Source organism: Apibacter adventoris, from assembly GCF_002964975.1.
GTDB classification, from domain to species: Bacteria; Bacteroidota; Bacteroidia; order Flavobacteriales; family Weeksellaceae; genus Apibacter; species Apibacter adventoris.
Genome location: NZ_PSZM01000036.1, coordinates 171,940 through 193,836 on the forward strand (window position 1 = coordinate 171,940; position 21,897 = coordinate 193,836).

Annotated in this window: 22 protein-coding genes and 1 riboswitch; of the genes, 17 read left to right on the forward strand and 5 right to left on the reverse strand. The window is 29.0% G+C overall.

Translation table 11 applies throughout. The features are described 5' to 3' along the window. Nucleotides 1–6: 6 nt before the first annotated feature. The 8 genes from C4S77_RS05820 to mnmA all read left to right on the forward strand — a co-directional run bounded on the left by C4S77_RS05820 (nt 7) and on the right by mnmA (nt 6,325). Nucleotides 7–1,272 (forward strand): sigma-54 interaction domain-containing protein, encoded by a 1,266-nt coding sequence (locus C4S77_RS05820; RefSeq protein WP_105246743.1) that lies wholly within the window; start codon nt 7–9, stop codon nt 1,270–1,272. After that, entirely contained in the window at nt 1,262–1,768 is a 507-nt protein-coding gene (locus C4S77_RS05825; RefSeq protein WP_181042834.1) for an LptE family protein, read from the forward strand. The genes C4S77_RS05820 and C4S77_RS05825 overlap by 11 nt, the downstream gene beginning before the upstream one ends. Further along, a complete protein-coding gene (locus C4S77_RS05830; RefSeq protein WP_105246746.1) occupies nt 1,769–2,929 on the forward strand; it encodes a hypothetical protein in 1,161 nt (386 codons plus the stop codon). 21 nt (nt 2,930–2,950) lie between these two features. Further along, nucleotides 2,951–3,271 (forward strand): preprotein translocase subunit SecG, encoded by a 321-nt coding sequence (gene secG / locus C4S77_RS05835; RefSeq protein ID WP_105192038.1) that lies wholly within the window; start codon nt 2,951–2,953, stop codon nt 3,269–3,271. Nucleotides 3,272–3,348: 77 nt separating this feature from the next. Then, nucleotides 3,349–4,254 (forward strand): transcription antitermination factor NusB, encoded by a 906-nt coding sequence (gene nusB, locus C4S77_RS05840; protein WP_105246748.1) that lies wholly within the window; start codon nt 3,349–3,351, stop codon nt 4,252–4,254. 13 nt (nt 4,255–4,267) lie between these two features. Next, complete coding sequence (locus tag C4S77_RS05845) at nt 4,268–4,726, forward strand: DUF1573 domain-containing protein (protein ID WP_245915768.1); 459 nt, start codon at nt 4,268–4,270, stop codon at nt 4,724–4,726. Between the two features lie 14 nt (nt 4,727–4,740). Further along, entirely contained in the window at nt 4,741–5,061 is a 321-nt protein-coding gene (gene yajC, locus C4S77_RS05850; RefSeq protein ID WP_105192032.1) for a preprotein translocase subunit YajC, read from the forward strand. Nucleotides 5,062–5,134: 73 nt separating this feature from the next. Continuing rightward, nucleotides 5,135–6,325, forward strand: coding sequence for a tRNA 2-thiouridine(34) synthase MnmA (gene mnmA / locus C4S77_RS05855; protein WP_105246817.1), 1,191 nt, complete (start codon nt 5,135–5,137; stop codon nt 6,323–6,325). A gap of 4 nt (nt 6,326–6,329) precedes the next feature. Here the strand turns inward: mnmA and recO are convergent, their stop codons facing one another. Next, nucleotides 6,330–7,040 carry a DNA repair protein RecO gene (recO, locus tag C4S77_RS05860; protein ID WP_105246750.1) on the reverse strand — a complete coding sequence of 237 codons (711 nt, stop codon included), beginning with the start codon at nt 7,038–7,040 and terminating at the stop codon, nt 6,330–6,332. A 172-nt stretch (nt 7,041–7,212) separates the two neighbouring features. On the opposite strand from recO, the gene rplM reads away from it, so the two are divergent. The 4 genes from rplM to tsf all read left to right on the forward strand — a co-directional run bounded on the left by rplM (nt 7,213) and on the right by tsf (nt 9,870). Next, on the forward strand, nt 7,213–7,668 hold the full coding sequence (rplM, locus tag C4S77_RS05865; protein WP_105192026.1) for a 50S ribosomal protein L13: 456 nt from the start codon (nt 7,213–7,215) through the stop codon (nt 7,666–7,668). A gap of 13 nt (nt 7,669–7,681) precedes the next feature. After that, the gene (gene rpsI, locus C4S77_RS05870; RefSeq protein ID WP_105192024.1) at nt 7,682–8,068 is read left to right on the forward strand and encodes a 30S ribosomal protein S9; all 387 of its coding nucleotides are present in this window, start codon (nt 7,682–7,684) and stop codon (nt 8,066–8,068) included. A gap of 153 nt (nt 8,069–8,221) precedes the next feature. Next, nucleotides 8,222–9,022, forward strand: coding sequence for a 30S ribosomal protein S2 (rpsB, locus tag C4S77_RS05875; RefSeq protein WP_105192022.1), 801 nt, complete (start codon nt 8,222–8,224; stop codon nt 9,020–9,022). Nucleotides 9,023–9,051: 29 nt separating this feature from the next. Further along, complete coding sequence (tsf, locus tag C4S77_RS05880) at nt 9,052–9,870, forward strand: translation elongation factor Ts (RefSeq protein ID WP_105246753.1); 819 nt, start codon at nt 9,052–9,054, stop codon at nt 9,868–9,870. 78 nt (nt 9,871–9,948) lie between these two features. Here tsf and C4S77_RS05885 read toward each other — a convergent pair whose 3' ends face one another. The 3 genes from C4S77_RS05885 to C4S77_RS05895 all read right to left on the reverse strand — a co-directional run bounded on the left by C4S77_RS05885 (nt 9,949) and on the right by C4S77_RS05895 (nt 13,320). Beyond that, complete coding sequence (locus C4S77_RS05885; RefSeq protein WP_105246756.1) at nt 9,949–11,808, reverse strand: Nramp family divalent metal transporter; 1,860 nt, start codon at nt 11,806–11,808, stop codon at nt 9,949–9,951. Nucleotides 11,809–11,869: 61 nt separating this feature from the next. After that, a complete protein-coding gene (locus C4S77_RS05890; RefSeq protein ID WP_105246758.1) occupies nt 11,870–12,187 on the reverse strand; it encodes an MGMT family protein in 318 nt (105 codons plus the stop codon). 605 nt (nt 12,188–12,792) lie between these two features. Further along, a complete protein-coding gene (locus C4S77_RS05895; RefSeq protein WP_105246760.1) occupies nt 12,793–13,320 on the reverse strand; it encodes an NUDIX hydrolase in 528 nt (175 codons plus the stop codon). 251 nt (nt 13,321–13,571) lie between these two features. Here C4S77_RS05895 and tpx point away from each other — a divergent pair, with 251 nt between their 5' ends. The 5 genes from tpx to metE all read left to right on the forward strand — a co-directional run bounded on the left by tpx (nt 13,572) and on the right by metE (nt 19,953). Continuing rightward, complete coding sequence (gene tpx, locus C4S77_RS05900; RefSeq protein ID WP_105246762.1) at nt 13,572–14,072, forward strand: thiol peroxidase; 501 nt, start codon at nt 13,572–13,574, stop codon at nt 14,070–14,072. Between the two features lie 126 nt (nt 14,073–14,198). After that, the gene (gene fbaA / locus C4S77_RS05905; RefSeq protein WP_105192013.1) at nt 14,199–15,266 is read left to right on the forward strand and encodes a class II fructose-bisphosphate aldolase; all 1,068 of its coding nucleotides are present in this window, start codon (nt 14,199–14,201) and stop codon (nt 15,264–15,266) included. A 100-nt stretch (nt 15,267–15,366) separates the two neighbouring features. Beyond that, nucleotides 15,367–16,101, forward strand: coding sequence for an SIMPL domain-containing protein (locus tag C4S77_RS05910; protein WP_105192011.1), 735 nt, complete (start codon nt 15,367–15,369; stop codon nt 16,099–16,101). Between the two features lie 15 nt (nt 16,102–16,116). After that, nucleotides 16,117–17,223, forward strand: coding sequence for an NADH:flavin oxidoreductase (locus C4S77_RS05915; RefSeq protein WP_105246764.1), 1,107 nt, complete (start codon nt 16,117–16,119; stop codon nt 17,221–17,223). A 61-nt stretch (nt 17,224–17,284) separates the two neighbouring features. Next, nucleotides 17,285–17,468: riboswitch (cobalamin riboswitch) on the forward strand. 175 nt (nt 17,469–17,643) lie between these two features. After that, on the forward strand, nt 17,644–19,953 hold the full coding sequence (gene metE, locus C4S77_RS05920) for a 5-methyltetrahydropteroyltriglutamate--homocysteine S-methyltransferase (RefSeq protein WP_105246766.1): 2,310 nt from the start codon (nt 17,644–17,646) through the stop codon (nt 19,951–19,953). 248 nt (nt 19,954–20,201) lie between these two features. Here the strand turns inward: metE and C4S77_RS05925 are convergent, their stop codons facing one another. Beyond that, nucleotides 20,202–21,845: an AMP-binding protein gene (locus C4S77_RS05925; RefSeq protein WP_105246768.1), complete on the reverse strand. Its 1,644-nt coding sequence runs from the start codon at nt 21,843–21,845 to the stop codon at nt 20,202–20,204. Nucleotides 21,846–21,897 lie beyond the last annotated feature (52 nt).

Below are 21,897 nucleotides of genomic sequence, written 5' to 3' on the forward strand. Positions count from 1 at the left end.
CAGAATATGGATGCATTACAAACCATAAAACAAAGATTTGGTATAATTGGAAATGATATATTACTTAATAGGGCTTTAGAAAAAGCCATACAAGTAGCTCCAACAGATATTTCTGTTTTAGTAATAGGAGAAAGTGGTGTAGGTAAAGAATTTATACCTAAAATTATACACAATCTATCTCCAAGAAAGCATAAACAATATATAGCAGTAAATTGTGGAGCTATACCTGAAGGAACCATAGATTCCGAACTTTTTGGACATGAAAAAGGGTCTTTTACAGGAGCAGATAAAGTAAGAAAAGGTTATTTTGAAGTAGCAGACGGAGGTACTATATTTTTAGATGAAGTAGGCGAATTACCTCTTCAAACACAAGTTCGTTTATTAAGAGTGTTAGAAAGTGGAGAATTTATGAAAGTAGGTTCTTCTAACTTACAAAAAACCAATGTAAGAATTGTTGCAGCAACAAATGTAAATTTATTAGATGCTATTAAAAAAGGAAATTTCAGAGAAGATTTATACTACAGATTAAATACAGTACAAATTGATATACCTGCATTAAGAGATAGAAAAGAAGATATACCTTTATTATTTAGAAAATTTGCGATTGATTTTTCTGAAAAATACCGAATGCCTTCCATACAACTATCGGAAGAAGCTATACATTATATTCAAAATTATTACTGGCCTGGAAATATACGTCAGTTAAGAAATTTTACAGAACAAATTACAGTAGTAGAAACTCAAAGAGAGTTATCTTTAGAACAGGTTCAAGAATATTTAAAAGCTATACCTACTACTTCACTGATCAATGTCAAAGATAAAAGTGAAAATCATTCAGATTTTTCTACAGAAAGAGAAATACTATACAAATTTCTTTTTGATATGAAAAAAGATTTAAATGATTTAAAAGCTCTAACCTTAGACCTTATTAAAAATAAAGGAGAAACAGGTCTTACACCCAATGAAAAAGATCTATTTCAAAAAGTATATAAAGATTATGAATCTCCTAAACCAGAAGGAGTGCTATATTATGAGGAAAAACCTATTTTACCAAATGTTACTACAGTAAATAATTATCACGATGATGTTATAGAAGATTATGAAGATATATCTAGTCAGGCAGAATCTTTATCTTTACAGAAAAAAGAAGAAGAATTAATTAGAAAAGCACTTGAGAAATATAATGGAAAACGAAAATTGGCTGCCAAAGAATTAGGGATTTCAGAAAGAACTTTATACAGAAAAATAAAACAATTTAATCTTGAAGAATAAAATAATAAAAATAACGGCATTTTTTTTTGTAACTATTTTTTTATTAGGATGTTATACCTTTACAGGGTCTTCATTAGACCCAAGCATAAAAACAGTTCAGATAAAATCTTTTCCTAATTTTTCGGCATATCAAAGTCCTAACTTAAGTGTAGATTTTACTACTGCATTACAAAATAGATTTAATCAACGAACAAAATTACAAGCAACAAACATTAACCCGGATATTACAATAGAAGGAGAAATTACTAATTTTGCTGAGTCTCCTGTTAGTATTCAAAGTGGATCAGATCAGGCTATTAATAACAGATTGACAATTACTGTAGCTGTAAGATATGAAAACAAATTACAACCTGATAAAAACTTTCAAAAATCATATTCAGATTATGAAGACTTTGCAAGTTCTGAACTTCTAATAAATGTTCAGGATGCTTTAACACAAAAAATAAATCAAAGAATAATAGATCAAATATTTAATGACATTGTAGCTGATTGGTAGATGAGTGAAAGCAGAATTATACAATTAATTAATTCACCTGAATTGTTGGAATTTTCAGATGAAACATATATTGCAAGAGAATTAGAAAAATACCCTTTTGTGCAATCATTTCATTATCTTTATTTAAAATGGAAGTTAAGTTATACGAAAGAAGATTGTACAGATAGTATAGAAAAGTTATCGATATATTCTACTCATAGAGAATTAATAAAAGAAATAGTTGATCATACAGAAAAAAAAGTATTAAAGTTTGCAGATCATACTGATAAAGAAGATTGGGCTCAGGAAAATAATTTAGAATCTACTACATTAGAAGAAAATTCGAAAAAAGAGATAGAAAATAAAATTTCAGAAGAAGAAAATAAAGTAACAACCGATGAAATGAAAACAGAATCAGCCGAAAATAAATTTACTGATTTAGAAAACCACCATAATAAAAATTTAATAAATAATTTTGAAGAAGAAAATTATATAAAATTAGCACAAGAAGAAAAGAATAAAAAAGGACAAATTAATATCAATAAATTAGGATTATCTTATTTATTTACACCAGAAGATGATGAAACAAAGTATGATCAAAGCCTTAAGGAAATAAAAAATGTTTCTGATATTAAAAAAGAAGATTTACAAATAGAAAGTGAATGTATAGATTTAGATACATCAGAAAGTTCAGATATGTCTAAAAATCATGTATCCAGAGAGTTAGGCAACCAATATATTCAAGAAGACGAAAAGGGCAAAGAAGAAAAAGAACAATATAAAAGCTCAATTATAAATATAACAACCTCTGAAGAAAAATTAACATTTAATCAATGGTTGTCGTTTTCAAAACATTCTCTAGACAATAAAGATGATAAAAAGACAGATACAGATACATCAAATAAAAAAAATCAAAATAATGTCATAGAGAAATTTATAGAAAACAACCCTAAAATAACTCCTCCCAAAAAAGGAGGGAAAAGTAAACAAGAATTTGATTTTAAAAAAGAAGAGATAAAAGATATTGCGAATTTAATGACAATAACATTGGCTCAATTATATGTAGAACAAGGCAGATATGATACAGCAATTACAGCATATAAAATATTAAGTTTGAAATATCCAGAAAAAAGTAGTTATTTTGCATTGGAAATTAAAAAAATTAAGAAATTAAAAAACTGAAAATAAAAAAGAAATAAAAATATGACAACAGTTTATGGTATAATAATGATATTTATAATTATAGCCTGTATTTTACTAGTTTTAGTTGTGTTATCACAAAATCCTAAAGGAGGAGGATTAAGTTCAACTTTTGGCGGAAGCGGAACCCAAATGTTTGGTGTTCAGAAAACTAATGATTTTATGGATAAAGCAACCTGGTCGTTGGGAGGGATTATTGTAGTTCTATCAATTTTTGCAGCAGTGTTGATAGCAAAGCCATCAGTATATAATTCTAAAGACCAACAAGTTCCACAGTCCAGTCATTCGCAACAACCTGTTAATCCGGCTAATAACGGAAAGTAATATACATTATACATTGAAAATAATATAATTGACACTAAAAAAAATAATAACTTAAAGCTCTTAAAAAAATCATTGTTGTGTTAGGAAGAAGGCAGATTAGAGAAAAGATTCTACAAGCTATCTATGCATATAACATAGGAGGGAATAGTATAGAATATGTAGAAAAGAAGATGTTTCAGTCAATAGAAGAGATTTATGATTTATATGTTTATGAATTAAACTTATTATTGGCAGTTAAAGAATATGCATTAGAAATAATTGAAAGGAAAAAACAAAAAAGATTTGCAACAGAAGAAGAAAAAAATCCGAATTTAAAATTTGTTCAAAACAGAATATTCCAATTATTAGAAGAAAATAAGGCAAGAAAAGAATATTCAGCTAAACATTTAGAATTATCATGGCATTTAAACAATAACTATCCGGCTATGATTTTTAAAAAGTTTCTGACATCCAGAAGCTATTTTGAATATATGGAAAATCCAACTTCTGATTTTGAGGCAGATAAAAAAATTATTTTAAAATTGTTTTTAAAATATATTGCAGATAATGATATAATGTATGAATGGTTTGAAGAATTAAAACTATCATGGGCAGATGATATGCATATTGCAAATAATATGGTCCTGAAGACTTTAAAATCAATAGAAGAAGGAAAACCATTTAAAACACTTATTCAAGTTCTTAAATCCGAAGAAGACATAGACTTTGCAAAAAATTTATTTCGAGCAACCATTAAATACTATCCTGAAAGTTTAAATCTTATTGAAGAAAGGTCTAAAAACTGGGAGTTGGATAGAATTGCTGAAATTGATAAAATTATTTTATCGATGGGTTTTACAGAACTTAATAATTTTCCACAAGTTCCGGCCAAAGTAGTTATTAATGAATGTATAGAATTAGCTAAAGTATATTCTAGTTCAAAAAGTAATGTATTCATAAATGGAATCTTAGATAAATATGCAAGAGATACCAATAAAGTGTAATATAGAAAAAATCATGAAACTAAATAATAAAAAAATATTTATCTTATTGACTGCGATTTTGACTTTAGGAAGTTGTACTAAACAGAAAGAATCAACCTCTCAAAATCAATTAAATGAGGAGAATCAGGAATTGAGAAGTAAAAATGATAAAACTCTTAAAATTATTGACGAATCAGAAATACAGTTTGATGAAGATAGCTATGATTTCAAAGAAATTAAGAAAGGAGAAACAGTAAGTCATGTTTTTCATTTTACCAATAAAGGAAAAAGGCCTTTAGTAATTTCAGAAGTAAGACCCTCTTGTGGATGTACAACTCCTAAATATACAAAAGAACCTGTGGCACCAGGGAAAAAAGGGTCTATAACCGTTACTTTTGATTCATCTAATTTCGAAGGAACTGTTTTAAAATCAATAACCGTATCAGGTAATTTTCATACAAAAGTAATTAAATTTCAAGCAAAAATTAATTAAACAAGAATCAATATATGTTAGCAATAGTTTTACAAGCAAAGCAAGGAATGGACTGGACGGCTTTTCTTCCGTTAATTTTATTATTTGTAGTTTTTTATTTCTTTTTTATTAGACCTCAAACAAAAAGGCAAAAAGAAGAAAAAAGCTTTCAGGAAAATATTAACAAAGGCACTCGAATAGTAACAACTTCAGGAATTCATGGTAAGGTAGCTGAAATTATGGAAGATGGAATAATTATTGAAACAATGGCGGGAAAAATAAAATTTGAAAAATCATCAATATCAAGAGAACTTTCTATAGCTCGCTATCCGGAAAATGCTCCCGCAAAAAAATAGAATAGAAATTTAAAATAATCATAGCATACTCTATTCTGTATAGAGTATGCTTTTAATTTTTAGTAATAAACGAATGAGAGTTGTAGTAGGTTTATCAGGAGGTGTAGATTCAAGTGTAGCAGCTTATTTGCTCCAAAAACAAGGTCATGAAGTAATCGGCTTATTTATGCGTAATTGGAATGATGCAGAATTTACGCTCGAAGAAGAATGTCCTTGGGTAGAAGATAGTAATGATGCACTCTTAATAGCTCAAAAATTGGATATTCCTTATCAAGTAATTGACTTATCAAATATTTATAAGGAGAAAATTGTGGATTATATGTTTAAAGAATATGAGCGAGGAAGAACTCCCAATCCGGATGTATTATGTAATAGAGAAATAAAATTTGACGTCTTTTTACAGACAGCTTTATCGTTGGGGGCAGACAAAGTTGCTACTGGTCATTATGCCAGAATAGATACTTTAGATTTGAAAGGTAAAACCTATTATAAACTTTTAGCAGGAGTTGATAAAAATAAAGATCAATCCTATTTTTTATGTCAATTAAATCAATATCAATTATCCAAGGCATTATTTCCGATTGGTAATCTTACTAAGCCCGAAGTAAGAGAAATTGCGCGGGAAATAGGTTTAGTAACAGCAGATAAAAAAGATTCACAAGGCTTATGTTTTATAGGGAAAGTAAGTCTTCCTGATTTTTTACAACAACAATTGAAGTCCAAAAAAGGAGATATAATAGAAATTTCATCAAATAATCCAAAATATAAAGAAAAGCAACTGTTTTCCGATTTTTTAAACAAAAAAGAAGAATTAAATTATTTATCTACTCCGATCCAATACAGTAAACATGATGGAAAAAAAATAGCAGAACATATGGGGGCTCATTATTATACCATAGGTCAGCGAAAAGGTTTAGGTATAGGAGGCCATATAGAACCCTGTTTCGTGTTAGCCACTGATACTAATGAAAATATTATTTATGTGGGAGAAGGTAAATTACATCCAGGTTTATTCAGAAAAGTATTATCTATAAACAAAAAAGATATACACTGGATTAGAGAAGATTTAAAATTAGAATCAGGACAACATTTAGATGTAGATGTAAGAATAAGATATAGACAATCTTTACAGCATGCTACTTTATATCAGTTTGAAGAAAACTTATTCATAGAATTTAAAAAACCACAATCAGCAATAACAAGCGGACAATTTGCTACTTGGTATGTTGCAGATGAATTACTTGGGAGTGGTGTCATTGCTTAAAATATTATTCAAAAATTAATTTTAAAATATCCAAAGAAGTAGGTTTTTTAAAATTAGTTAAATGCATTTTATAATAGGTTAAAATTTCTTCTAACATTCGGGAACGTTGAGTCGAATTAAAACAATTTTTTTCATCATTAAAATCATATTCTAGTAAAATATTCCATAAATGTGAATTATTTTCTTGATTTATACTTTTTCCTTTCAAAGAAAATATTCCATCATCTAAATTAAAATATGGTAATTTAGAATTTGTATTTAAAGGATAAAATCCCAGATATTTAGAAAGATTTATTAAGAAATAAAGATGGAAATCTGCAAAATTATTTTTACGATTATCCAAAGCAATGAGGTGGGTTTTTATATACTGATATAGAGATAGATCCTTAACATGTTCATTACTAAGAATTTGATTTAAAATTTCACCAATAAAAGTAAGGATAGAAGATTTAATAAGATCAGTATGAATCTCTTTAAAAAAATAGCTAGGATTAATTTCTTTAACCAATTCTAAAGAACCATTTTTTTTAGGATAAAATATAATCTCAATTTCATTTAAAATAAATAGGAAATATTTTTTTCTATATTTTTTAGAAAAATAATTTTTTAAAATAAAACTTTTAAAACCGTATTCATCTGTGTAACAACGAAGAATTAAAGATGTATCCCCATATTTTATATAAGAAAGTAAAAAAGCCTTAGTATTTTGCATCATTTTGTATACAAAAATAAAATACTATTTTTGAAGTTAAAACAGAAGAAATAATTTTTAATTGAAAAAACTTATTAACAAAAAATTCACCAAGATATTTGGAAAGTCAAAAATGTTTTATAAATTTGCAACCCTGTTTAGATCAATTATTTTAAAATAAGGTAAAAAGATAAAAGTGAATACACTAAGTTACAAAACCGTATCAGCAAATAAAGAGACTGCAAACAAAGAGTGGTTACTTGTAGATGCAGAAGGACAGCGTTTAGGTCGTTTAGCTTCAAAATTAGCTAAGATTTTGCGCGGAAAACATAAAACAAATTTTACGCCTCATGCAGATTGTGGAGATAATGTAATTGTTATTAATGCAGAAAAGGTTGTTTTGTCTGGAAACAAAAATGAACAAAAAGAGTATATAAGATATACGGGATATCCTGGCGGACAAAGATTTTCAAGTGTTTCTGATGTTAAAGCTAAAGATCCTAAAAGATTATTGGAATTTGCGGTAAGAGGAATGCTTCCTAAAAATAAATTAGGAAGAAAAATCCTTAATAACCTATACCTTTATGAGGGAACAGAACATGAACAATCTGCTCAACAGCCAAAATCATTAGATATTAACACTTTCATTTAATTAATTAATCATAATGTCAGTTACACATAAAATAGGAAGAAGAAAGACCTCTATAGCGAGAGTTTATCTATCTGAAGGAAAAGGACAAGTTACCGTTAATGGTAGAGATTATAAAGAATATTTTCCAACAGAAATGTTACAATATAAAATAAACCAACCTTTTCAGCTAACACAAACTGTAGGGCAATATGATCTTAAAGTTAGTGTTTATGGAGGAGGAGTAACAGGGCAAGTAGAAGCTATTAGATTAGCAATTTCCAGAGCTTTGGTATCTATAAATGAAGAAAATAAAGCATTTTTAAAACCTGAAGGACTTTTAACAAGAGATCCAAGGATGGTGGAAAGAAAGAAATACGGTCAGAAAAAAGCACGTAAAAGATTTCAATTCTCTAAACGTTAATATTTTTTCACTGCAAAAAAATAACCACTATACAATAGTGGTTATTTTAATTAAAAAAATAAAGTAAATTTAAAATTGCCGTTTAGTTTAGCATCCAAACTCAAAAATATTGATGTTGATTGCACAAACTGCGGAACGTAAACTAAAAAAAATATGGCAAAAGTAAACGTCAAAGACCTTTTAAATGCGGGAGTGCATTTTGGTCACCTTACCAGAAAGTGGAATCCACATATGGCTCCATACATTTTCATGGAGAAAAATGGAATCCATATTATAGATTTGCATAAAACAGCTGTAAAATTAGATGAAGCTTCAAATGCATTAGGTAAAATTGCTACTTCAGGAAGAAAAATTCTTTTTGTAGCTACAAAAAAACAAGCCAAAGATATTGTTGCGAAACATGCAGAATCTGTGAATATGCCATACATTACAGAAAGATGGCCAGGAGGTATGTTAACAAACTTTGTAACTATTCGAAAAGCAGTTAAAAAAATGAATTCCATCGATAGAATGAAAAAAGATGGAACATTTGAAACTTTATCTAAAAAAGAAAGATTACAAGTTGATCGTCAACGTGCCAAATTAGAGAAAAATTTAGGTTCTATTGCAGATATGACCCGTTTACCATCTGCAATATTTGTTGTTGATATATTAAGAGAACATATAGCTGTAACAGAAGCTAAAAAATTAGGAATTCCTGTATTTGCAATTGTAGATACTAACTCAGATCCTCAATTAGTAGATTTTCCAATTCCTGGAAATGATGACGCTTCCAAATCCATTGATTTGATACTTGAAACTGTAACAAATTCTATAAAAGAAGGATTATCTGTAAGAAAAGCAGAAAAAGCAGAAAAATCTAAAAGTAAAGAAGAAGCTAATGACGATGATATTCTACTAGGAGAAGAAAATGAAGTAATAGTAGAAGAAAATGCTGAAGGAAACGAAGAATAAAAATCAGTTTAATAAAAAATAAAATAAAAATGTCATATTCACCAAAAGCCGCTGATGTAGCTAAATTAAGAAACGTTACAGGAGCTGGAATGATGGACTCAAAAAAAGCTTTAATTGAAGCAGAAGGAGATTTCGATAAGGCTATTGATTTATTAAGGAAAAAAGGACAAAAAGTTGCAGCTAATAGGGCAGATAGAGAAAGTCATGAAGGAGCTGTAATTGCAGTTGTAAATCCGGAAAATACTAAAGCAGCAATAATAAAATTAAATTGTGAAACTGATTTTGTTGCTAAAAATGATAACTTTATTAAGTTAGCCACAGACTTTGCTAACTTAGCTTTAAAATTTAATACTAAAGAAGAATTATTATCTGCTGATTTTAATGGAATTCCTGTAAGTGAAAAGCTAATAGAACAAACAGGCGTTATTGGAGAAAAAATTGAAATATCAGAAGTAAAAATATTAGAAGCTCCATTTGTAGGCTCTTATATACATGCAGGTAATAAAATTGCTGCAGCTGTTGGATTATCTAAATCATTTGATAAATCCGCAGAAGTAGCTAAGAATATCTCTATGCAGGTTGCAGCAATGAATCCAATAGCTTTAGATGAATCACAGGTAGATGCTTCAGTAATTGAAAAAGAATTAGAAATTGCTAAAGACCAATTACGTCAAGAAGGTAAGCCTGAAGCTATGCTAGAAAATATAGCCAAAGGTAAATTAAATAAATTTTTCAAAGATAATACTTTAGTTAAACAAGATTATATTAAGGGAGAAAAAACTTCAGTAGAAGACTATGTAAAATCCGTTGACCCTGAAGTAAAAATTGTTGGATTTATTAGAATATAAAATTATATATATTTATATGAAAAAAGACTGCTTTATGCAGTCTTTTTTCATATAAATATGTAAACTTGACTTATAGATTTAAACCATTAATATAGGTATATCGGCTTTATGTCTTAGTTTATTTGCCGTTGTTCCAAAAATAAAATCCCCTAATGCCTTATGACCATGTTTTCCTACTAATAAAAAGTCTATATTTTCTTCTTTAATTAATTCAGGTAGCCTTAACGAAGGAGTACCGAAACCAAGCTTTGTTTCAACATTATTATAACCTTCATTAATTAAAAAATTTTTATATTCATTTAATTTATTTTGGTCAAAATTCACCTCATAATCATTAGCCATTTTTCCATAATAATTAGCAGATACACTTTCAGTTATATGAAATATTGTGATTTTACAATTTTCGGTTACAAATAAAGGAATATAATTTAATATTCGATTATCGGCTTCACTAAAGTCTAAAGCAATTCCAATATTTTTTAAAGGTTTAATTTGATTTATTTTTTTGTGAATTGGAAGATTATGTATATTGAAATTGACTTTTTTAGTTTTTCTAATAAATGGATAGAAAAGAATGTATAATAAAAATAATAAAAGGCTTAATGAAAATATACTTATAAATATCTTGGTAATCGAAGAAATGGCCGAATTATTAAGTATTACAATTTCTTCATCATAAATTAATTTTATATTAAGAAATACAATAATGCCACAAATGATCCATGATAAAATCTTTATGGGAAGCTTTATTACAAATTTTCCCATCTTTTCTTTATCGCTAACAAAATGAATTAATGGAATTATTGCAAAACCTAATTGCATGCTAAGTAAAACCTGGCTAAATATTAACATTTCATCCACCGAACTTTCTCCTAGTATACTAATTATAATTACTGCAGGAATAATTGCTAATAATCGTGTTAATAATCTACGTAAAGCAGGATTCATACGAAAATGTAAATAGCCTTCCATTACTATTTGCCCCGCAAGGGTACCAGTAACTGTAGAACTTTGTCCAGCGGCAATTAAAGCAATAGCAAACAGAAAAGGGGCAAGAGTTCCCAGTAAGTTAGTTAACATCTTATAAGCGTCATGTAATCCAGCGATTTCATAAAATCCAGCTTTATGAAAAGTAGCTGCTGCAAGTATTAATATTGCAGCATTTACAAAAAAAGCCAAGTTTAAAGCAATTAAACTATCATAAAAATTATACTTAATAGCTTTTTTTATAGATTTATAATCTCTCCCTATTTTTCTAGTTTGTACTAAAGCCGAATGTAAATATAAATTATGAGGCATTACTGTTGCACCAATAATTCCTATGGCTATATACAAAGCTTCATTATTTGGAAGAGTAGGTCTGAAACCTTTAACCACTTCACCAATTTCAGGTTTGGCTAAAAACATTTCAATTAAAAAACATCCACCTATAATACTAATTAAGACGATGATAAAAGCCTCCATTTTTCGTATGCCAAATCTTTGAAGAACTAATAATAATAAGGTATCTAAAGCAGCAATCCATACTCCCCATATCAAATCTAGTCCGAATAGAAGCTGCAAACCAATTGCCATCCCTAAAACCTCTGCCAGATCAGTAGCAGCAATAGCTATTTCCGCAAAAACATAAAGAATATAATTTATCCATTTAGGATAGTATTCTCTATTGGTCTGAGCAAGATCAAGACCTCTAACAATACCTAATCTGGCACTTAAGGATTGTAGAAGAAGAGCCATAATATTGCTCATAAGTAGTACCCAGATAAGTGCGTACCCAAATTTACTACCTCCAGCAATATCTGTTGCCCAATTTCCAGGATCTAAATATCCGACTGCAACCAAATATGCAGGTCCAAAAAAGGCGAATAATTTTTTCCATTTATTTCTATTATCTGTATTTACAGATTGATGTACTTCTTGTAGAGATTTCTTACTCAATTGTTAGACTTTTCTAATTTTGTAAAGTTACATAAATTTTTATTATCTACTATAAATATTTTTATGAAGGAATCCATAAATGATCTTTAAAATGGACTACTTTATTATTTTCTATTTTAATACCTTCACTTTCAAGCAATTCTTGCATTAAATTTGAAGATGCAAAATGATTTTTTCCCGTTAGTAAACCATTTCTATTAACTACTCGATGCGCTGGTAAATTTTTAATGGAATGAGAGGAATTCATTGCATAACCTACTAATCTAGCAGACTTTTTAGTTCCTAAAAAATTAGCGATAGCTCCATACGTGGTTATCTTTCCATAGGGGATTCTTTGTACAATTTGGTAAACTTTTTCAAAAAAATTATCATTTTTCATAAATTATATTAAAAAATTGGAGCTTTTTTATTAGTTAAAAATAGTAAAAAAACGTAATATTATAAGTTTATTATTAGTTGAGATAAACATATACTTTTATGAAATTTATTTTAATTTATTGATTTTCATTTATTTGATAGCGTACAGATAAATTCACTTATTAAAAGTATAAAAATTTCATTCATTTTTGTTCATATATTAAAAATATTATTATATTAGAGCAAATGAAGTTAAGACTTCAAGCACAAACCAAAAAATGAGAAAAAATATATTTTGTTTTCTTAATGTTTTTTAATATTTTAGAAGGTTAAGGAAGTAAAATAAAGGAATGACTCTAAGTAAATTTAGAGTCATTCTTTTTTTATAAATTAAACTGATTCTTGTACTAAAATTTTATGTAATTAATTACAAAGAAGTTAATAAATCACGGAATTTTTAAAATATCAAATATAACAGTTTAAATATATTTTGTTTTATCAACGCTATAATTTTAATAGATTAAAGGATAGTAAATTTATTTATAACGAAGAAATGAAAAATGTTAAAAAAGAAAATGATGTTGGAAAAGATATGTTCATATTTTTAAAATAATAAAAAATATTTGATCAACCTTTATTCAATTGTTTTTTTAGGAGGGAAAGAGTCTTTTTTTGACTTTCAAAAGCTAATTCGTCTATGTCTATTTCTGTAATTTTTTTCCATAAGAACCCTTTTAATTCTATAGTATCAAAATCTTCTATTAATAAATGATCATCTCTATATAGGAAAAATAAATCAATAGTATTATATAAAATATTTTTATATAAATAAGTATTAGGATTAGAATTTATGTATTGAAGTTTTGTTTTGTCTATGTCTATATTTAATTCTTCTTTTAATTCCCGTACACAGCTGAACTCGGCAGTTTCTGCGGGATCTATAAAACCACCTGCCAGATCCAGATAACCTTTTTGAGGATCTTTATTTCGTACAGTTAGTAGGATTTTGTCTTCTTTTTGAATTATAACAGCTACAGCACCTGCTGTATTATGGTAAAACTCAAAATCACAATCGGTACACGTAATTTTAATTCCTTTATCAAATATAAGATGAGGACTTTTACAATTGGGGCAATATTTGAAAATAGGATCCATAAGAAAATTTATTTGACAAACAAATGTAAGCAGGAAAATATAATATTTTGCATAAAATATTAAAAATCTATTTGTTATAAACTAAATATAAATTTGTTAAATAAATAAAAATAAAACAGTTAAAACATTATTACTTATAAAATCGGATAGTATATATTTTCCCTATTGTGTTATAATAAAATAAAAAACAAATTGTTTTTTATCTGAATTTATTACTAGTAAATTTGATTTAGATTTATAAAATAAGAATTATGGCAACAGTAACATTAAAAGGAAACCTAGTACATACAACAGGGAATTTGCCCAAAGTGGGTTCACTAATTCCTGATTTTACATTGATAGATGCAGATTTATCACCAAAAAAATTATCAGATTATAAAGGAAAGAAATTAGTATTAAATATTTTCCCAAGTGTTGATACAGGTACATGTGCAATGTCAGTGAGAGAATTTAACCAAAAAGCTTCAACATTAGTAAATACAGTAGTGTTGTGTATATCTAAGGACTTACCCTTTGCTCAAAAACGTTTTTGTGCTGCTGAAGGATTGAAAAATGTAATTACGCTTTCAGCATTTCGTTCTTCATTTGGTAAAGACTATGGGCTAGAGTTTTCAGATGGACCTATGAAAGGGCTATTAAGTCGTGTAGTAATTATTGTAGATGAAAAAGGAAAAGTTATATATGAAGAACAAGTTCCTGAAATTTCACACGAGCCGGATTATGATTCTGCTTTAAAAACACTAATAAAATAGATGTGAAAATTAAAATATAAAAAAAAATGTTTTGATATATTTTATGAGGAAACTCAGGTTTGATTAAATGATTATATTTCAACTATTTTGTACCTTTACATCAAAAAATAATAAAAAATAAAAATCATGAGTAGAAAATTTCCTGCTGGTGTAGCAACCGGTTCATTAGTAAAAGAAATATTTGAGTATGCTAAAGAAAAACAATTTGCTTTACCCGCATGTAACGTAATAGGTTCTAGTAATATAAATGCAGCGTTGGAAACTGCTGTTAGGTTAAATGCACCTATTATTATACAGTTTTCTAATGGAGGAGCACAATTTAATGCCGGAAAAGGATTTAAAAGTGAAACCCAAAGAGCAGATGTACTAGGAGCTATTGCAGGAGCAAAACATATACACACATTAGCAGAAGCCTATGGTGCTACTGTAATTTTACATACAGACCATTGTGCAAAAAAATTATTACCTTGGATAGATGGGTTACTAACAGCAAATGAAGAATTTTATAAAAAAGAAGGGAAAACCTTATATTCTTCTCACATGTTAGATCTTTCAGAACAACCATTGAATGAAAATTTAGAAATTTCTTCCCAATATTTTGAAAGAATGGCTAAAATAGGAATGACTTTAGAAGTAGAAATTGGTATAACCGGAGGAGAAGAAGACGGAGTAGATAATTCAGATGTAGACAGTTCTAAACTATATACACAACCGGAAGATGTATATAAAACTTACCAAGCACTAAACGCTATAAGTCCCAATTTTACAATAGCAGCAGCTTTTGGTAATGTACATGGGGTTTATAAACCTGGAAATGTAAAATTAGAACCTAAAATTTTACATAATTCCCAAGAATATATTCAAAAGCAAATTGGAGGTACTTCCAAGCCAATTAACTTTGTGTTTCATGGAGGATCAGGTTCTTCTTTAGAAGAAATAAGAGAAGCTATTAGTTATGGGGTAATTAAAATGAATATAGATACAGATCTACAATTTGCCTATTTAGAAGGAGTAAGAAATTATGTGGAAACAAATATAGATTACTTAAAATCTCAGGTAGGTAATCCAACTGGAGAAGATGCTCCTAATAAAAAATATTATGATCCAAGAGTATGGGTTCGAAAAGCTGAAGATTCTTTTTCTAAAAGATTAGAAAAAGCTTTTGAAGATTTAAATAATATCAACACTTTATAAAAAATAATATCAAAAATAAAAAAGACTTCCATGATTTCGGGAGTCTTTTTTTTTGTACATTTATAAATTATAATCTATACTTAATTAAAAATTAAAAACTATGAAAGAATCAAAGTATTTAATAACAGCAATAATTGGAGGTTTATCTATAATTTTAGCTGCCTACTTTTTAGGGAATTCTATTAAAAATAAAAATAAAACAACTTCTATTTCCGTGACAGGGTCGGGAACTAAAGATTTTGTATCAGATCTTATAGTGTGGAATGGAGGATTTTCTAAGAAAAATATGGATTTAAAAGAAGCCTATGTAGGATTAGAACAAGACAGGCAAAAAATAAAAGAATATCTTATGTCTAAAGGATTCGCAGAAGCAGATATTGTTTTTTCTGCCGTAGATATTGACAAGGAATATGATTATAAAGGTTATGATGTAGGCAGTCAGAGAATTTTTACAGGATATAAGTTGCAGCAAACCGTATCAATAGAGTCTAAAGATGTTCAAAAAGTGGAAAACCTTTCCCGCCAGATTACTGAATTAATTAATAACGGAGTTGAACTGTATTCTAGAGCTCCCTCTTATTATTATACCAAGTTGGCAGATCTTAAGATACAGATGATAGCGGATGCCACTAAAGATGCTAGAAAAAGAGCAGAAGAAATTGCAGTTAATGCAGGAGGAAAGTTAGGCAATTTAAAAAAGGCGAACTTAGGAGTTTTTCAAATTACTGCACAAAACTCATCAGACGAAGATTATTCCTGGGGAGGAACATTTAATACTTCTTCTAAAAACAAGACAGCAAGTATAACCATTAGATTAGATTATGAAGTTAAATAAAAATGTAGAATAATAATGAATCAATCCGATGTATTATTTAAGAAATTCAACAGTTCTAAATTAGATCTGAAAAATAGAATTGTTATGGCCCCGATGACTCGTTTCTTTTCTGCGAATGGAGTTCCAACAACAGAAGTTGCAGAATATTATGCCAGAAGGGCTAGGGCTGATGTCGGATTGATCATTACGGAAGGAACAGTGATTAATAGGGCTTCAGCATCTAACGATCCCAATGTTCCTCATATATATGGTGAAGAATCATTGGAAGGATGGAAACAAGTAGTGAATAGAGTGCACGAAGAAGGAGGAAAAATAGCCCCGCAGTTATGGCATATGGGAATTGTTCCATATATGAAAAACTGGAGACCCTCAGTTCCGATGGAAGGACCTTCTGGTTATATTAATCCGGAACAAAAATCCGGAATACAAATGACAGAGGAAGATATTCAAAAAACAATATCCGCCTATGCAGAAGCCGCTTTAAATTCAAAAAACCTAGGATTTGATGCAGTAGAGATTCATGGGGCTCACGGCTATTTAATAGATCAGTTTTTTTGGAAAAAGATGAATAAGCGATCCGATCATTGGGGAGGAGAAACTATTAAGGATCGCAATCAATTTGCCATAGCCGTTATAAAAGCTATTAGAAAAGCTGTAGGAGAAGATTTTCCTCTTATTATACGATTGTCTCAATGGAAACAACAGGACTATACAGCTAAGATAGCAACCAATCCTAAAGAAATGGAAGAATGGCTATTACCTTTGTCAGAAGCCGGAATAGACATTTTTCATTGTTCTCAAAGAAGATTTTGGGAGCCGGAATTTGAAGGTTCTGATTTAAATTTTGCCGGTTGGGCTAAAAAAATAACTCATAAACCTTCTATATCTGTAGGATCAGTGGCATTAACCTCAGATTTTTTAGGTACTTTTAAAGGAGAATCTTCACAGCCTAATGCAGGGTCTATAGAACAGTTATTAAATAAAATGCAAAAAAATGAATTTGATCTAATAGCTGTCGGTAGAGCCTTATTAGCAGACCCGGAGTGGGTTATAAAAGTTAAAAATAATAATATTCATGATTTTAAAGACTTTAAAAAAGAGTATTTAAAAACCTTATTTTAAAAAATATTTAATCAATATTTATTTTTACTATCTTTGTTGAGTTAAGTTCTTTCCTTAATTTCTTTATCAACTAAAATTAGGTTTTGCTTAACTGCAAATTAATAGGGAATCATGTGAAAATCATGAGCTGACGCGCAACTGTAAGTAATAAAAAAAGTTTTTACCCATAGCATTCCATTGCAAATAGCGAGAAGGATGGTAAAAATGTTATAAGCCAGGAGACCTGCCTATTTTGAATTGACAATGCTTTCGCGGTATAAAGTTAAGAGTCAGGATGTGTATTGTAATTGGGATTATTATATGATAAATTTTGTAATATAATTCTAGTTATAATGTAATTCTATTTCTCTTCATAAATATAGAGCATTGTGAAGTTTAGCAAAAGAACTTTTTATAGTTAATCCTTTAAAAAGTTAAAAAATGCAGACAAACAACCTTGGCTATCCACGAATTGGTAGTAACAGAGAACTAAAAAAATCCAGTGAAAAATATTGGGCTGGAAAAATATCAGTTACAGAACTGATACGTACAGGAGTTGGAATACGTAAATCCAACTGGGAATTGCAAAAAAAAGCTGGTATTGATTTAATTCCATCTAATGATTTTTCATTTTATGATCATGTATTAGACATGTCATTGATGTTAGGAGCTATACCTAAGCGATATCATAAAGTAATATTAGATAAATCAAATTCGGAAATTGATTTATATTTTGCAATGGCTAGGGGATATCAAAAAAATAATTTAGACATAAAAGCAATGGAAATGACTAAATGGTTTGATACTAATTATCATTACATTGTTCCGGAATTTACTAAAGACCAGAAATTTAGTTTGTTTTCTACAAAAATTGTAGATGAATTTTTAGAAGCAAAAAATTTAGGTATACAAACCAAGCCTGTATTAATAGGACCTGTATCATTTATATTATTAGGAAAGGAAAAAGAAACAGGGTTTCATAAATTAGATTTACTAAAAAATTTGTTACCTGTCTACATTGATATTCTTACCAGGCTAAAAGAAGCACAAGTGGAATGGGTGCAATTTGATGAACCATTCTTAGGCTTAGATTTAGATTCAACTGCAAAAGAAGCATTTATATATGCATATGAAGAAATAAATAAAAAGTTTCCAACTCTTAAAAAATTAGTAGCTACTTATTTTGAAGGTTTAAGAGACAATACTACCTTAGCTTTATCCTTACCAGTACAGGCAATTCATTTAGATTTAGTTCGTTGTCCGCAACAAATAGATGAAATATTACAAAAAATTCCTAGTGGTAAAAAACTATCTTTAGGTATTGTTGATGGAAGAAATATATGGAAAAATAATTATCAACAGTCTTTAAAAACGATACACAAAACAATTGAAAAAATAGGGGAAGAAAATGTTATGATAGCTCCATCATGTTCTTTAATACACTCTCCATGTGATTTGGATTTAGAGACTAACGAAGAAATCCTTACATCAGAGATTAAACAATGGATGGCATTTGCAAAGCAAAAGATAGAAGAATTAGCTTCTTTAAAAAAACTTATTGAAAAAGGAAATTCAGAACCTAATACTACTTTACTAAAAGAAAATATAAAAGCACATAGAAATAGAGAAATATCAGATTTAATTCATGACCAAAGAATAAAAAGTAAAATAACCGATATAAATTTAAAAATTAAAAGAGAAAATACTTTTCCAATAAGGAAAGAAAAACAGAATTATATTTTACAACTACCTATATTACCCACAACTACGATAGGATCATTTCCACAAACTAAAGAGGTTCGCAGTTGGAGGTCTCAATACAAAAAAAAACAAATAAGTGCAGAGCAATATGAACAATTATTAAGAGCAGAAACTGAAAAAGCAATTCGTATTCAGGAAAAAATAGGATTAGATGTATTAGTTCATGGTGAGTTTGAACGCAATGATATGGTCGAATATTTTGGAGAACAATTAAAAGGTTTTGTTTTTTCTAAAAATGGATGGGTTCAAAGTTATGGTAGCCGATGTGTAAAACCACCTATCATCTATGGAGATGTTTCAAGGCCTGAACCGATGACTGTTCAATGGTCTTCCTATGCTCAATCATTAACTGACAAAAAAGTAAAAGGAATGCTAACAGGTCCGGTAACTATTTTGCAATGGAGTTTTGTTCGTAATGATCAGCCACGTTCAGAAACATGTAATCAAATTGCGGTAGCAATAAAAGAAGAAGTAGAAGACTTAGAGAAAGCCGGAATTCAAATTATTCAAATTGATGAACCTGCGATCAGGGAAGGTCTTCCTTTAAGAAAATCTGATTGGCAAGAATATTTGCATTGGGCTGTAAAATCTTTTAAAATATCATCAAGTAGTGTAAAAGATGAAACTCAGATACATACCCATATGTGTTATTCTGAATTTAATGATATTATTGAAAATATAGCGGAAATGGATGCAGATGTTATAACCATTGAATGTTCACGTTCTAATATGGAGCTATTAGATGTTTTTTCAAAATTCAATTATCCTAATGATATAGGACCAGGAGTATATGATATACACTCACCAAGAATTCCTTCTAAAGAGGAAATGGAACGACTTTTAGACAAAGCGAGTAAAGTAATTCCTGTTGAAAGATTATGGGTAAATCCGGACTGTGGACTTAAAACACGTAATTGGGAAGAGACAGAAAAGGCATTAAAAGAAATGGTCTTGGCAGCTTCTGAAATGAGAAAACAATTAATAATGTAATAATATTTAATAGATAAAAAATATAAAATAAAATTGTAATCTCGGTATGGCGTCTTGTAAAATTATAATATAGTTAATCATTTAAATTTAATGGATTATTAAAAAAATAAATTTAAATTACATGATCAAAGAGAAAAAAATCTATAGATAAATTATATAAGAATTATAGAAGAAATATAAAAAGCCGTATCTGATTTTTTAAAAGCAGATATGGCTTTTTTATAAGTAAAAAGTTGAAAATATTTTATTTATGAAGTTTTAATTTTTGCAATAGATTCAAGCCCAAGCTCTTTTATTGAAATTTCTTTCATTTCTACCTTTCTTACTTTACCTGTTACGGTTATAGGAAAAGCATCTACGAATTTCCAATATTTAGGTATTTTATAATGTGCAATTTGCTCTTTACAAAAGCGAGTTAAACTATCTTTAGTCACCACTTCGTCATTTTTTGCTTTTACCCAAGCCATAATTTCCTCACCAAATTTTTCACTGGGAACTCCAATTACATGAACATCTTCTATAGCAGGACATGTGTGTAAAAATTCTTCAATTTCTCTAGGAGAGATATTTTCTCCTCCCCGTATTATAACATCTTTGATTCTTCCTGATATATTAATATATCCCTCCTCATCCATAACACCTAAATCTCCTGTATGCATCCAGCGAGCCTCATCAATTACTTCATTGGTAGCTTTAGGGTTATTCCAATATTTGAGCATCACAGAATAACCACGTGTACAGACTTCTCCGGGAACACCTCTTTCTACAATTTCACCCGTTTCATAATCTATAATTTTTATTTCCAAATGATCTTGAATAGTACCTACGGTACTTACTTGCTTTTCTATTGAGGTACCAATTATAGTTTGAGTAGAAACAGGAGACGTCTCTGTCATTCCATAGCAAATAGATACTTCTTTCATAAACATTTTAGATTGTACCTGTTTCATTATTTCAACTGGACAAGGAGAGCCTGCCATTACTCCTGTACGTAATGATGATAAATCATAGTCATCGAAATTTGGGAGTTGCAATTCTGTTATAAACATAGTAGGCACTCCATATAGGGAAGTGCATTTTTCTTTTTCAACGGTTTCTAGTGTTGAAACCGGATTAAAACTTTCATCGGGAACAACCATACACGCTCCGTGAGTAGTACAGGCTAAATTACCTATGACCATACCAAAACAATGGTAAAAGGGGACAGGTATACATACTCGGTCATGTTCTGAATAGTGAAGTCTTTCTCCTACAAAAAAACCATTATTTATAAGGTTATGATGTGAAAGAGTAACCCCTTTGGGAAAACCTGTAGTGCCTGATGTGTATTGTATATTTACCGGCTGATCGAATTGAACGGAATTTTCAAATAATTCTAATTTTTCATCTGAAACAGAAGATGCTGATTTTAAAAATTCATCCCATGTTTCATCAAAAAAAATAGTATTTTTTAGTTCATTACAATATTTAGCAACTTTAGCCACCATTTTTTTGTAATCACTGGTTTTGAAAACTAAGTCAGAAAATAATAGCCTTACACCAGATTGTTTTAATACAAATTTGAGTTCACTACTTCTATATGCGGGATTAATATTAACCAGAATAACTCCAATTCTTGCAGTTGCATATTGTAGTAAAACCCATTCATAACGATTCGGAGCCCAAATTCCTATTCTGTCACCAGAAGTTACTCCGCTTGAAATAAGAGCTTTTGCAACCACGCTGGATTGGTCCCAAAATTGTTGATAAGTAGCTTTATAATTTTGTTTCACACAAATAAGAGCATCTCTTTTAGGGAATTTAAGAGTAGTTTTTTTTAAGTTTTGTCCAATAGTTTCTCCTAAAAGTGGTTTATTGGAATTTCCAAATATATATGAAAGTTGTTTGTTCATAATGTGTCTGTTAAATAGTATTTGTGTAATATTTACGAATATTAATGTATAT